The organism is Sphingomonas sp. GW821-FHT10F11, from assembly GCF_058809095.1.
The window spans coordinates 769,870-783,163 of the sequence record NZ_JBXASH010000002.1 but is presented as its reverse complement, the minus strand read 5'-3'; the positions used below and the strand labels follow the sequence as shown (position 1 = coordinate 783,163).

The window sequence follows — 13,294 nt, the reverse complement described above, 5'->3', positions numbered from 1 at the left end:
ATCAGACCTGTGGCGGATGCAGCCCGCCCAACAGGGTCGGGATCAGCTCCGAAACGGTCGGGTGGATCGGCACCGCCCATTGCAGCACCGGATAAGCGAGGTCGGCGTGCATCGCGTCGAGAATACCGTGGATCGCCTCGTCGCCGCCGACGCCGAGAATCGCCGCCCCGAGAATCCTGTGCGTTTCCGCGTCCGCGACGACCTTCATCAGGCCGTTCGTCTCGCCCTTTTCGATCGCACGGGCGACCTGGGTCATCGGCCTGGTCGAGACCAATAGCGGCCGGCCCGTATCGCGTGCCTGCGCCTCCGTCATGCCGACGCGGCCGAGCGGCGGATCGGTGTAGAGCGCATAGGCCGACACCCGCTCGCTCACTTTCCGGTCCGCGCCGTCGAGCAGGTTCGCCGCGACGATCTCGTAATCATTATAGGCGGTATGCGTGAAGGCGCCGCGGCCGTTGCAGTCGCCCAGCGCCCAGATGCCCGGCACACTGGTCGCCAGCCGGTCATCGACCGTCACATAGCCCCGCGCGTCGGTCGCGACGCCGGTCTTGTCGAGGCCGAGATCGTCCGTATTCGGCCGCCGCCCGATCGCGAGCAGCACATGCGATCCGATCACTTCGGGCGCGCCCTCGGTGCAATCGACCCTGACCGACGCGCCGTCCGGATGGGCCGCGAAGGCGATGCAGGTGGCGTTGGTGCGCACCTCGATCCCCTCCGCGACCAGCATCGCGCGGATAAGTTCGGATATCTCTTCATCTTCTCGCGCGATGAGGCGGGGCGACATTTCGACCACCGTCACCTGAGCGCCGAACCGGCGAAAGATCTGCGCGAATTCGAGGCCGATATAGCTGCCGCCGACCACGACGAGATGCCGCGGCAGCTCTGCCAGATCGAGGATCGTGACGTTGGTGAGAGGGTCGATTGCATCGATCCCCGGCATCGGCGGCACATTGGCGCGACCGCCGACATTGAGGAAGATCCTCGGGGCAGTCAGCGCCTCGCCGTCCACTTCGATCGTGTCGGGCGCGGTGAAGCGGGCATGGCCGCGGATCAGGGTCAGCCCTTCCATGCCGGCCAGCCAGTCCGTCAGCCGGTCGCGCGAGCCGGATGCGATCGCCGCCGCGCGGTCGCGCACACGTTCCATATCGGTCGTAGGCGGGCCGGGCAGGACCACGCCATAGTCGGCCGCCCTCGCCGCCGCGCGGGCGACATAGGCGCTTGCGACCATCGCCTTGGTCGGTGTGCAGCCGGTGTTGACGCAGGTGCCGCCGAGGCGGTCGCGCTCGATCAGCGCAACGGTCATGCCGGCCGCCGTCAACCGACCGGCGAGCGACGGGCCCGCCTGGCCCGCGCCGATGACGATCGCGTCGAACCGGCGGCTCATGCCGCGGCCGAGACGATCAGGAAGGCGCCGATGATCGCGACCGCGTCCTCGAGGAGCGCCGCCGGCCGATCGCTGCCGAACAGGGCCGCCAGCTTTGCCCGCACCGCGGCACCGCCAAAAGTGCCGATCACCGCCCCGAGCACCCCGGCGGCAATGCCCGCGACCAGCGACCCTGCCGAAACGCCGATCGCGCCGCCGCTAAGCCCGCCCGTCACGATGCGCGTGATGAACTGCGACGGCACCTTGCGGCTCGGGGTCGAGGGCAGCTGGTCCGCGACCAGCTCGGCCAGGGCGAAGAGCGAGAAGATCCAGGGCGTGAAGCGGTATCCGAGAAAGGCAAGCCAGGTGCCGTCGAGATGCAGCCAGCCGAGCTGGGCGGCCCAGCTGACGGCGGCGGGCGCCATCATCGCGCGGAGGCCGGCGACGATGCCGATGAGCAGGGCCAGGATCAGGACGGTCATCTGCGATCTCCTTCGGGTTCAGGGCAGGATATCGGGTGATACCCGCCCGCGCCATCACTACCGCAGTGGGCCGGACCTCATTCCGGCTCGAAATTGTGCAGGATCACCGGGCGCGGGTTGAACGGAATGCGCGTCGACATCGGCGTCAGGGGGCTGTTGCCGGCACGGTGCCAGCGGCCCTTGGCGGCGGTCACCACATCGCCCTGATCCGCCTCGAAATAGGGGAAACCCTCGATCTGGTAGCCGATCTTGCCTTCCATGATGAACCAGAATTCGGTCCAGTCGACATGGAAGTGACCCTTGTTGGTTGCCGGGGGCACCGGCGCCGCTTTGCCGCGCAGGATGTTCGAGGTGAAGTGATCGTCCCACACGAACTTGCCGTTATAGGTCTTGTCGCCGACCGCGACGTCCTTGAGGAAGTCGACCCAGATCGGATTGCTGGTGCCCCCGGTCGTGATCGTCGCTGGCCCGGGATTTCCCCGCACCTTCACATAGGTGCGGCCCGGCCAGGCATCTGGCGTTTCGGACAGCGGGAAGAGCGGCGGCGAGCCGGCCTGGCGCACCTCGAAGCGGAGCGACGGCTTATCGCCGACGGTCTCGATCGAGTAGAGATGGCGGAACGGCACGCTGACCATGAAGCCCTTGGTCGCGACGAACGGCGCGACGCCGTCGATCGTCACCTTCATCGACCCGTCCTGCACGATCCAGACAACCCGGTCGTCGGCATACATGCGCGTCTTGGTCCTCTTGCCGGCGCCGAGCGAGATATAGTCGGCGTCCTGTTCCTGGTTGCGGATGATCGGCTGGACCCAATCGGTCTTGCCGCGATGCGCGGCGAGGATCTCCGACAGCTTCCAATGGACCTTGTTGGGCGCGACATAGGGCGTCGGCCTGGTCGGCTTGGCCGACCAGTAATTCTCCGCGATCTTCGGCCCGGCGGGCATGGGTTCGGTCTGTGGCACGGACTGTGCCGTCACCACACAGGCAGCGGATATCGCGACAACCGCCGCGCCGAGATAGAACAAGACCTTCATCGCAATCTCCCTCCTGTTGGCGTCTTCCGTCGCGCCGCAGGATGGATGCATGTTATTCGTATTGCATGCAAGATGTCGGAACTGTCTTTGGCGGCAGTTTATTGCGTCCGGTCGAGCATCCTGATGATACCGGAGAAATCCAGGCCGCCCTGCCCTTCGGCCGCGAACTTCTCGTAGAGTTCGGCCGCCTTCGCGCCCATCGGCGTGTCAGCATGCGCCTCGGCCGCCGCTTCCATGGCGAGGCGCAGGTCCTTGAGCATCAGCGCGGTGGCGAAACCGCCCTGATAATCATGGTCGGCCGGCGTGTCAGGGCCGACGCCGGGCAGCGGGGCATAGGTGGTCATCGACCAGCTCTGGCCCGACGATACCGAGGAGATGTCGAAGAATTTCTGCGGATCGAGCCCGAGCTTCTGCGCGAGCAGGAACGCCTCGCAGGTCGCGACCATGGTCGCGCCGAGCAGCATGTTGTTGGCGATCTTCGCGGTCTGGCCGGTGCCGCTGTCGCCAGCATGGATCACCGCCTTGCCCATGTCGGACAGGAAGGGCTCGGCGCGGTCGAACGCCTCGGCGCTGCCGCCGACCATGAAGGTAAGCGTGCCGGCATTGGCCGCACCGATGCCGCCCGAGACCGGCGCGTCGACCGAGGTCAGGCCCTTGGCGAGCGCTGCCTCGCCGATGCGCTTGGCGGTGGCGACGTCGATCGTCGAACAGTCGATCAGGATGGCGGAGGCAGGGGCGGTGCCGAACAGGCTTTCGGTATAGACCTGCTCTACATGCTTGCCGGCAGGCAGCATGGTGATGATCGCTTCGGCGCCGTCAGCCGCCTCTTCCGCGCTGGCCACGGGCAGGCAGCCCGCCACTTTGGCGCGTTCCAGCGCCTCGGCGGAGAGATCGAAGGCGCGGACGTCATGCCCCTTCTTCGCGAGGTTCGCGGCCATGCCGCCGCCCATGTTTCCGAGGCCGATGAATCCGACGCGTGCCATTGTTATTTTCCCGTCCAGTTACCGGGGCGCTTCTCGACGAACGCCGCCATGCCTTCCTTCTGATCCGCCGTGCCGAACAGGCCGTGGAACAGGCGTCGTTCGAACTGGACGCCCATCGCGAGCCCCGTCTCGAACGCGGCGTTGACCATTTCCTTGTTGGCCTTGACCGCGAGCGGCGCCATCGACGCGATCGCAGCCGCGGTCTTCACCGCTTCCTCGACCAGATCGGCCGCGGGGACGATACGACTGACCAGGCCCGCGCGTTCCGCTTCCTCGGCGCCCATCATCCGGCCAGTGAGGCACATCTCCATCGCCTTGGCCTTGCCCACGGCGCGGGTCAGGCGCTGCGAGCCGCCCATGCCGGGGGCGACGGCGAGCTTGATCTCGGGCTGGCCGAACTTCGCGGTGTCGGCGGCGAGGATGAAGTCGCACATCATCGCCAACTCGCACCCGCCACCGAGCGCGAAGCCGGCGACCGCCGCGATGATCGGCTTGCGCGTCGCGGTGAACTTCTCCCAGCCGGCGAAGAAATTATGGCCGTACATGTCGGCAAAACTCTGGGCCTGCATCTCCTTGATGTCGGCGCCGGCGGCAAAGGCCTTTTCGCTGCCGGTGATGACGGCGCAGCCCTGGCTCTCGTCCGCGTCGAACGCAGCGGTCGCGGCGATCAGGTCGGCGAGCACCTGGCTGTTGAGCGCATTGAGCGCCTGGGGCCGGTTGAGCGTGATCAGCGTGACGGCGCCACGCTGCTCGACGAGGAGGGTTTCATAGTCTGCCATGGGTTGAGTCCTTATGCGGGGGTCCACGCCTCGCCATCGGGCAAGGGGGCGAAGATCTGGTCGATGACGTGATCGGTCACACCCTCAGGCGTGGGCGGATCCCATTGGGGGGCGTTGTCCTTGTCGACGATCACCGCGCGAACACCCTCGAGGAAATCGTGGCGCTGCACGACATGCGCGCCGACAGCATATTCCTGACGCATCTCGTCCTCGAAGGTCGGCATCATCGCGCCTTCCTGAAGCAGGCGAAGCGAGACCTTCATCGTCTGCGGCGATTTGGTGCGCAGGGTGGCGAGCTGCTGTTGCGCCCATTCGCCGGAGTCCGCTTCCAGCGCCGTGAAGATGTCTTCCAGCAGGTCCGAGGCGAACAGGCGGTCGATCGCATCGCGGTGCGCGACGATGCGGGCGTCCGGAGCGGGCGTCGCCAGTTCGTCGAGGATCGCGGCGATCTGCTGCGGCTCGGCGGCGATGCGGGCCTTGGCTTCGTCCAGCCGGTCGCTCGGCAGATAATGGCTGGCTAACCCGAGCGCGAGGCATTCCGCGCCGTCGAGCCGGTGGCCGGTCAGGGCGAGATACTGCCCGGTGCGCCCCGGCAGACGTGAGAGATACCAGCCGCCGCCGACATCGGGGAACAGGCCGATGCCGGTTTCCGGCATGGCAAGCCGGGTGTTTTCGGTCGCGACGCGATAGCGCGCCGGCTGCGACAAGCCGACGCCGCCGCCCATGGTGATACCGTCCATGAAGGCGACGATCGGCTTGGCATAAGTGAACAGCCGGTGGTTCATCCGGTATTCGGTGTGGAAGAATTCGCGCGCTTCGGCCCCGTCCTTCGCGCCGCTTTCGGCGAGCATGCGGATGTCGCCGCCTGCGCAGAAGCCACGCCCTTCGGCATGGTCGATCAGCACTGCCTCGACATCGAGATCGGTCCGCCATGCCTCCAGCGCGTCGAGGATCTCAGCGCACATCGCGGTGTTGAGCGCGTGGATCGCCTTGGGCCGATTGAGCCGGATGCGGGCGATCTTGCGGTCAACTTGGGTAAGGACATCGGAGGTCATTGGCGCGTCAGATCCCGGCCGACGATCATGCGCATCACCTGGTTGGTGCCCTCCAGGATCGAATGGACGCGCAGGTCGCGCCAGAAGCGTTCGATCGGATAATCCATCAGATAGCCGTAACCGCCATGGAGCTGCAACGCGCGGTCGGCGACGGACGATCCGGTGTCGGTGGCGAGGCGCTTGGCCATGGCCGCGAACTTGGTCTTGTCTGGGGCATTGGCCGTCACCTTCGCCGCCGCCATGTACAGCAGCGCGCGTGCCGCCTCGAGTTCGGTCGCCATGTCGGCGAGCGTGAACTGGGTGTTCTGGAAATCGGCGATCGCAGTGCCGAACTGCTTGCGGTCCTTGGTGTATTTGATCGCCTCGTCGAGGCAGCGCTGCGCGCCGCCGAGCGAGCAGGCGCCGATGTTCAGCCGGCCGCCATCGAGGCCCATCATCGCGATGCGGAAGCCCTCGCCTTCGGCACCGACGAGGTTCTCCTTCGGTACGCGCGCGCCGTCGAACATCACCTGGGCAGTGGGCTGGGAATGCCAGCCGAGTTTGCGCTCATTCGCGCCGAAGCTAACGCCGGGCATGCCCTTTTCGATCACCAGGCAGGAAATGCCCTTGGGCCCATCCTCGCCGGTGCGGACCATGGTGACATAGATTTCGTTTTCGCCGCCGCCCGAGATGAACTGCTTCGAGCCGGTGACGATATAGTCGTCGCCGTCCTTGACCGCTTTCGTCTTCAGCGCCGCCGCGTCTGAACCCGAGCCGGGCTCGGTCAGGCAGTAGCTGGCGATCTCGTCCATCACGACGAGGCGCGGGAGATATTTGTCCTTCACCGCCTGGCTGCCGAAGCGGTCGATCATCCACGACGCCATGTTGTGGATCGAGATGAAGGCCGAGGTGGACGCACAGCCATAGGCCATCGCCTCCATGATCAGCGCCGATTCCAGCCGGCCGAGATTGATGCCGCCGCTCTCCTCCGAGACATAGATCGAGGCGAAGCCGAGTTCGGCCGCCGCCTTGATCGTCTCGCGCGGGAAGATGTGCTTCTCGTCCCACTCCGCCGCAAAGGGGGTGATGCGATCGGCGGTGAACTTGCGCGCCAGATCCTGGATCTCGCGCTGATCGTCAGTGATGTCGAATTGCTGGGTCATGAAGGAAATTCCTGAGAGAAAATCTAGGCCGCCTTGGCGACGAAATCGGGACAGGTGCGATGCGGCCCCCTGTGCCGGACGCGGCATTGTCGATGCCGATCGGCGAGCGCCACCGCGGCGGGCGGCTGGTGCATCACGCGTTCGTTGAACAAGGCACCGGCGATACGGGCATCGTTGCGGTCGTACCAGCGCGGGCCGGTGATGCCCTTTTCCCATGCCATCGCCTCGGACAGGGTGCCGTTCGAGGTCGGGACATTGGGCTCGACCTGGTAGATCGGGTCGCGATAAGCGGTGTCGGCAGTCACGATCCGCCACCCCCTGTTGCGCAGCGCCTCGACCAGATCGCCGATATAGCGCGCGGCGAGATCGGTCTCGTGGAGCAGCATCATCTGCGCCGGCGAACGGCCGATGGTCTTGCGCATCAGCCTGTCGGAGAATTCAGCCGACTCGACCATCGTCTCGATATAGAGATCGTGCAGCGCGTCCTCATCGATCGGCTTACCCTCCCGCACCGCGTCGAGCGTCAGGCGTTCGAGATACCAGTCCGACCCGTCGACCGTCACCGCGCCGACCAACAGGCCCCGCGCCTTGAGGCCGTCGAGCACGGTCCGGCGCTTGACCTGATCGAGGCCGCCCTGGTTCAACCCGGGAAAGCGGAACCAGGGGCGGTAGCCGCGCTGTGGTTTCAGCCACGCCTCGGCCTTGTCGATATCGGCGAGGAAGTCCGACGCCGGCATAGCCCCGAGGCTGCGGTGCGAGAAGCTGTGATCGGCGAGCACATGCCCGGCCGCGACATAGGCCTCGATCAGCTCGAGCGACCCGTCCTTCGTACCGATGCGTCCTGGATTGACGAAGAAGGCGGCCTGCTCGACCCCCGAAGCCCGGAGCGCGGCGATCAGGCGTTCGGTCCGCTCCTCCTTCGTGTAGAAGGCGCCGGGCGCGCGGGGGATGTCGTCGAAGCTGAGCGCGATGGTCTTTTGCGACTCCAGGGCCTTCAGCGCTGGTTGGGGCGCGTCGACGGCACCGCCGATCGGCAGAATCACGCCGACCAGCATCGCAACCGCCAGGAGCGCCCGCCGCGCGATCATCTCAGCGTCCCCCTCCGTCATGTCCGGACACGGATCCGGGTCTATCGCGCTTGCTGGAGAATTCCCACAGGCGCGATGGACGGGGTTTCGCGGCCAAGCCATAACGGTCCCGATATGACGCGGTTGATGCTTCTGGACACGGTGATGCGGATGCTGGCGATCGGCCAGTTGGTGCTGATCGCGGCGGTGATCGGCCGCGGTCGCGCGCCGCGGCCGATCCGCCTTGCGACGGCGATGCTGCTGCTTGGCGTGTGCTGCTATCAGATGCTGGCGACGCGACTTTTCCGGCCGGCCGAGGGGCCGTTCTGGGCGCTGGTCCAGCTTGCCGCCCAGTCGGTGCCGCTGCTGCTGTGGATCTTCGCGCATCTGCTGTTCGAACGGGCGATCGACCGGCGCGCCCTGATCGCCGGTATCGTGGTCACCGTCGGATGCTGGGCGTGCTTCTTCTTCACCCGCTATGCCGGGCTGGACCTGGGCATCGCGATCGCCTCGATTCAACGGGGCGTTTCGCTCATTCTGGCAGGCCATGCGATCCTGATCGCGATTCGCGAGCGGGGCGACGACCTGATCGAGAAGCGCCGGCGCTTGCGGGTCGGATTCGTGATCGTGGTGGGGACGCTCGCGTTTGTCGTGGTCGCGCTGGAGATGCTGTTCGGCTTTCGTACAACGGGCCTCGACATCGCGATCCCGCAGGCCGCCGCGATCCTGATCGCGACCACGGCGATGGGCGTCGCGCTGCTGCAGAGCGACCCCGACCTGCTGTTCGACCCCGCCCAGCCCGAAGCGGCACCCGCCCCGAGCTTCAGCCCGTCCGAACATGTGCTCAACCGCAAGCTCGAGGTCGCGATCGCCGAGGCGGTCTATCGCGAGCCCGGCCTCAGCATCGGCGCCCTGGCCGAGCTGCTGGAGACGCCCGAGCACCGGCTGCGCAGCCTGATCAACCAGCGGCTGGGCTATCGCAACTTCTCGGCGTTCCTCAACCATCACCGCATCGGCGAGGCCAAGGCATTGCTGGTCGACCCCACACATGTCGACCTGCCGATCCTGACGATCGCGATGGACCTGGGATATGGCTCGCTCGCGCCGTTCAACCGGGCGTTTCGCGAAACCGTCGGCCAGTCGCCGAGCGAATATCGCCGGGTCAACATCGTGCGGAACTGAAAAAACGCGATCGATTCCGGAATCGATCGGCATTTTTCGGGCCGGCGCAGCATCCGAAAACGGGGCGGGATAGGCAGGCCGTCGACCGCAATCGAACGGAGCATTCATGTGATCGGAATCCTGCAAACCCTCGGCGCGCATTGGCTGCACAGCTTCGAAGTCGAGATGACGCGCTACCTGATCGGGGCCGCGGGCATCGCGATCCTTTATTGGTTGCTGCGTCGCTGGACCGCGCCGCGCCGCATCCAGCAGCGCGCGGCCACGATGGCGGATCGCCGGCGCGAGGTGATGCTGTCGGTGCAGACGGTGGCGGTCTTCGGCGTGGTCGACCTGATCGCCTTCGCGCTGATCGCCGGCGGCGTGATCGCCATCGCGCATGATTTCAATCCGTGGCTGATCGCGGTGCAGGTGGTCGCGCTGGCGATCGCGCATGACGCCTATTTCTACTGGATGCACCGCGGGCTGCACCTGCGCGCGATGTTCCGCCGGGCGCATGCCGCGCATCACCAGTCGCGCACGCCGACGCCCTGGGCGGCCTATGCCTTTGCGCCGATCGAATCCGTGTTCGAGGCGCTCTATGTCCCGATCGCCCTGCTGCTCCTGTCCCTGTTCGGGCCGATCTATCCGCTCGCGATCTTCATCTTCCTCGGCCACCAGATCGCCCGCAACGCGATCGGCCATTCGGGGCACGAGCTGGCCTGGTCGGGCTTCACCCGCTCGCCCTGGACCGGCTGGCTGACCACGACCACGCACCACGATCTGCACCATAGCGAGGGCCGGTATAATTTCGGGCTCTACTTCACCTGGTGGGACCGGTGGATGGGCACCGAGCATCCGAAATACCATGCGCGGTTTGAGGCGGTAGCAGGCCGGCAGGCGAGCACCGGCGATGTGGCCACGGCCTAAGCCATCGCCACCCATAGTAATCGCAAGAAGGCCGCTATCGCTTATCGTTTTTTCCAGACGAACAGATTGGAATGTGAGAGTCGGTTTACGGGTTTTTCTCGGGCAATCCGACATTCCGTTGTCAGAACACGTGAAATATGGCGAGAATCTGTATTGAAATATTTCTTAGTAGTTATTAGGCGTTTTTGAAAAGATCTGCCGATAACTTCTTGAGTATTACTTACGCAATGTGAGACACCCTTAAGTAAATCTTAGAAATACTATCGACAGAAAGCGAACCCTTTCGCAGCGGATGAAACCCGGCGAGTTCAGCACGGCCCGACCATCATGTGAATCGAGCGAGGAGCCGCCGCCCCTCACCCCATGGTCGGAATGACGAAGGCGTTGGCGGCATCGCCCACGCCACCATCGGGCCAGCGCTGCGTGACCGTCTTGACCTTGGTCCAGAACTTCACGCCTTCCATGCCGTGCTGGTTGGTGTCGCCGAACGCCGAGCGCTTCCAGCCGCCAAAGGTGTGATAGGCGACCGGCACCGGGATCGGCACGTTGATGCCGACCATGCCGACATTGACGCGCGCCGCGAACTCGCGGGCGGCGTGGCCGTTGCGGGTGAAGATGGCGACGCCGTTGCCGTATTGATGCTCGCTCGGCAGGCGCAGGGCATGTTCGAAATCGTCGGCGCGGACGATCTGCAGCACGGGGCCGAAAATCTCTTCCTTGTAGGCCTGCATGTCGGGCGTAACATGGTCGAACAGCGACGGGCCGATGAAGAAGCCCTTTTCATGGCCCTGAAGCGCGAAGCCGCGGCCGTCGACGACCAGCTCGGCGCCTTCGTCGACGCCGGTCTGGATCCAGTTCTCGATGCGCTGCTTGTGCGCGGCGTTCACGACCGGGCCGTAATGCGCGTCCTTGTCGGTCGAGACGCCGACACGCAGCGCCGCGATCGCCGGGATGAGCTTTTCGCGGAGCGCAATGGCGGTCTTCTCGCCGACCGGCACCACGACCGGCAGCGCCATGCAACGCTCGCCCGCCGACCCGAAGGCAGCGCCCGACAGATCGGCAACGACCTGGTCGAGATCGGCATCGGGCATGACGATGCCGTGGTTCTTGGCGCCGCCCATCGCCTGGACGCGCTTACCGGCGGCGACACCGCGGCTATAGACATAATGCGCGATGTCGGACGAGCCGACGAAGCTGACCGCGGCGATGGCGGGATGATCGAGGATCGCATCGACCATTTCCTTGTCGCCGTGCACGACCTGGAAGATGCCCTCGGGCAGGCCGGCTTCACGGAACAGCTCGCCGAGGCGCACCGGAACCGAGGGATCGCGCTCGCTGGGCTTGAGGATGAAGGCATTGCCAGTCGCGATGGCGACGCCCGACATCCACAAGGGGATCATCGCGGGGAAGTTGAACGGGGTAATGCCGGCGCCGATGCCGAGCGGCTGGCGCATCGAATAGACGTCGATGCCGGGGCCGGCGCCCTGGGTGTATTCGCCCTTCAGCACGTGCGGGATGCCGCAGCAGAATTCGATCACTTCGAGCCCGCGCTGGATGTCGCCCTTCGAATCCGCGACGACCTTGCCATGTTCGGACGAGAGCAGCTCGGCCAGCGCGTCCATGTTCTTCTCGACCAGGGCCTTGAAGTTGAACATCACGCGGGCGCGGCGCTGCGGGTTGGTCGCGGCCCAGGCCGGCTGCGCCTTTTGCGCGGCGGCGATAGCGGCATCGAGCACGGCCTGATCGCCGAGCTGGACCGTCGCTTGAACCTGGCCGGTATTGGGGTTGAACACATCAGCCGTACGGCCCGAACCGCCGCCCGTAAGGCCTGCGACGTGATGATCGATGAGGCGCATATCCAACCTTCCCAAAACTTTTGTGGTTCTTCCTTACGCTCGGGAAATTTGCAGGCAAGGTGCTGGGGGTGCAGGTTGGGGCTGCGATTTTGCAGGGTGGGCGGGGTTTGGGATGGCTTGGGTGAAGCGGCAGCGTGATCCGCGGCTCATTCCACGGATCTATGGCCGCCGGGCGGGGCTAATTAGTAAACTGGCACCGTAACTCCACCGTAACTCGACACCGCCTTCTAATTCATTGGCGCCCTCCACGCTACCCTCAGCCCGAATAAGACGGCAGCGATTATTATAATCGAGATTGGCCATATCCAATTGTATTCCCCCCGCATCGAAATGTATATCGCTAGCACAAACAACAAATAGCTTAAAATTCCCAAATGTATATTGTATCGTATTGACACATTTCGGAGACTTATTTTCTTATCAAGAGCCCTTATTTCTTCCTTTGATGGCGGTTTGAATCCGATAGATCTCTCGTGGTATATTTTCATCAACCAAACCAATGCTGCAATCGCAGCGAGTTGCACGAGCATGGTCATTTTGGGCAGCCCCATTACGGTGCATTACGCATTGCGGTGACAGCATTACGGTGGCATTACGGTGACAGTTTACTAATTAGCAGTTCTCGGCTTCGGCCCTCGCCGTTGCGGCGCAAGCGTTCGTCCGGCTTGCCGCTCGATCGCCTCGATCCAGACCGAACCGCCCACCGGCCTCCCGGTCGTCTCGGATTGGCGTAGCGCAGCATAGGCTGCAGCATCCTCTTCATCCCCTAGAAAGGCGCGAAAATCTCCCGTGCGCTCGAGCACCGGGCGCACCGTGACCACGCCATCATCCTTGCCCGCCAGATGCGCTGCGGTACTCGACCAGCGCCAGTCCTCCGGCCTTTCGACCAGGCGCGCCCGGACCGGGTTCATCGCGACATAACGGGCCGCGCTCGCGAGATAGGCGTCATCCATCGCGACCGACCCGAACCGGCCCTGCCACAGATGTCCGGTCCAGCCGTGCCGCGTGTTGATGACGCCAGTGTAGCGGCGGTGCAGCTCGGCAAAGGTCCCGCGCAAGCCATCCGGGTCCGACGGCGTCAGGATGACATGAACGTGGTTCGGCATCAGGCAATAGGCCCATATCTCTGCCCCGGCCTTGCCGGCAGCCCGGCCGAGCAGGTCGCGATACAGCGCGTAGTCCGCATCCTCGAAGAAGGTCTGGCTGCGACGATTGCCACGTTGCGTGACGTGGTGCGGGACACCGGGGATCACGACTCTTGCCAAACGCGCCATATGCTAACGATAGGGAGGTTTGACTAATTAGTAAACTGTCACCGAAATTGTTCAGCGCGGCTGATGGCTCCGATTTAGCGCACTACGATCCAAACTCGTGTTCAACAGAATCACGGCGACGCCTCGGGCGGCTTCCGACCTTTTGTAATCCTCCCTGGCGCTTGGGAATTT

Annotated in this window: 12 protein-coding genes; 2 read left to right on the top strand and 10 right to left on the bottom strand. The window is 64.8% G+C overall.

Annotation, left to right across the window (positions count from 1 at the left end; genetic code table 11):
• Nucleotide 1: 1 nt before the first annotated feature.
• The 8 genes from AC1RT8_RS10045 to AC1RT8_RS10010 all read right to left on the bottom strand — a co-directional run bounded on the left by AC1RT8_RS10045 (nt 2) and on the right by AC1RT8_RS10010 (nt 7,947).
• On the bottom strand, nt 2–1,384 hold the full coding sequence (locus AC1RT8_RS10045) for an FAD-containing oxidoreductase (RefSeq protein WP_493075463.1): 1,383 nt from the start codon (nt 1,382–1,384) through the stop codon (nt 2–4).
• Nucleotides 1,381–1,845 (bottom strand): DUF4126 domain-containing protein, encoded by a 465-nt coding sequence (locus AC1RT8_RS10040; RefSeq protein WP_493075462.1) that lies wholly within the window; start codon nt 1,843–1,845, stop codon nt 1,381–1,383. The genes AC1RT8_RS10045 and AC1RT8_RS10040 overlap by 4 nt, the downstream gene beginning before the upstream one ends.
• 77 nt (nt 1,846–1,922) lie before the next feature.
• The gene (locus AC1RT8_RS10035; RefSeq protein WP_493075461.1) at nt 1,923–2,879 is read right to left on the bottom strand and encodes a cupin domain-containing protein; all 957 of its coding nucleotides are present in this window, start codon (nt 2,877–2,879) and stop codon (nt 1,923–1,925) included.
• Nucleotides 2,880–2,977: 98 nt separating this feature from the next.
• Nucleotides 2,978–3,862: a 3-hydroxyisobutyrate dehydrogenase gene (gene mmsB / locus AC1RT8_RS10030; protein WP_493075460.1), complete on the bottom strand. Its 885-nt coding sequence runs from the start codon at nt 3,860–3,862 to the stop codon at nt 2,978–2,980.
• A 2-nt stretch (nt 3,863–3,864) separates the two neighbouring features.
• Nucleotides 3,865–4,641 (bottom strand): enoyl-CoA hydratase, encoded by a 777-nt coding sequence (locus AC1RT8_RS10025; RefSeq protein WP_493075459.1) that lies wholly within the window; start codon nt 4,639–4,641, stop codon nt 3,865–3,867.
• 11 nt (nt 4,642–4,652) lie between these two features.
• A complete protein-coding gene (locus tag AC1RT8_RS10020; protein WP_493075458.1) occupies nt 4,653–5,696 on the bottom strand; it encodes an enoyl-CoA hydratase/isomerase family protein in 1,044 nt (347 codons plus the stop codon).
• The gene (locus AC1RT8_RS10015) at nt 5,693–6,838 is read right to left on the bottom strand and encodes an acyl-CoA dehydrogenase family protein (protein ID WP_493075457.1); all 1,146 of its coding nucleotides are present in this window, start codon (nt 6,836–6,838) and stop codon (nt 5,693–5,695) included. Before AC1RT8_RS10015 ends, AC1RT8_RS10020 begins: the two co-directional genes overlap by 4 nt.
• A 23-nt stretch (nt 6,839–6,861) precedes the next feature.
• The gene (locus tag AC1RT8_RS10010) at nt 6,862–7,947 is read right to left on the bottom strand and encodes a polysaccharide deacetylase family protein (protein ID WP_493075456.1); all 1,086 of its coding nucleotides are present in this window, start codon (nt 7,945–7,947) and stop codon (nt 6,862–6,864) included.
• 105 nt (nt 7,948–8,052) lie between these two features.
• Here AC1RT8_RS10010 and AC1RT8_RS10005 point away from each other — a divergent pair, with 105 nt between their 5' ends.
• Entirely contained in the window at nt 8,053–9,087 is a 1,035-nt protein-coding gene (locus tag AC1RT8_RS10005; RefSeq protein WP_493075455.1) for an AraC family transcriptional regulator, read from the top strand.
• A gap of 108 nt (nt 9,088–9,195) precedes the next feature.
• Nucleotides 9,196–9,993, top strand: coding sequence for a sterol desaturase family protein (locus AC1RT8_RS10000; protein WP_493075454.1), 798 nt, complete (start codon nt 9,196–9,198; stop codon nt 9,991–9,993).
• Nucleotides 9,994–10,349: 356 nt separating this feature from the next.
• On the opposite strand, the gene AC1RT8_RS09995 is transcribed toward AC1RT8_RS10000, so the two are convergent.
• Entirely contained in the window at nt 10,350–11,849 is a 1,500-nt protein-coding gene (locus AC1RT8_RS09995; protein ID WP_493075453.1) for a CoA-acylating methylmalonate-semialdehyde dehydrogenase, read from the bottom strand.
• A gap of 608 nt (nt 11,850–12,457) precedes the next feature.
• Entirely contained in the window at nt 12,458–13,102 is a 645-nt protein-coding gene (locus AC1RT8_RS09990; protein WP_493075452.1) for a transposase, read from the bottom strand.
• Between the last annotated feature and the right edge of the window lie 192 nt (nt 13,103–13,294).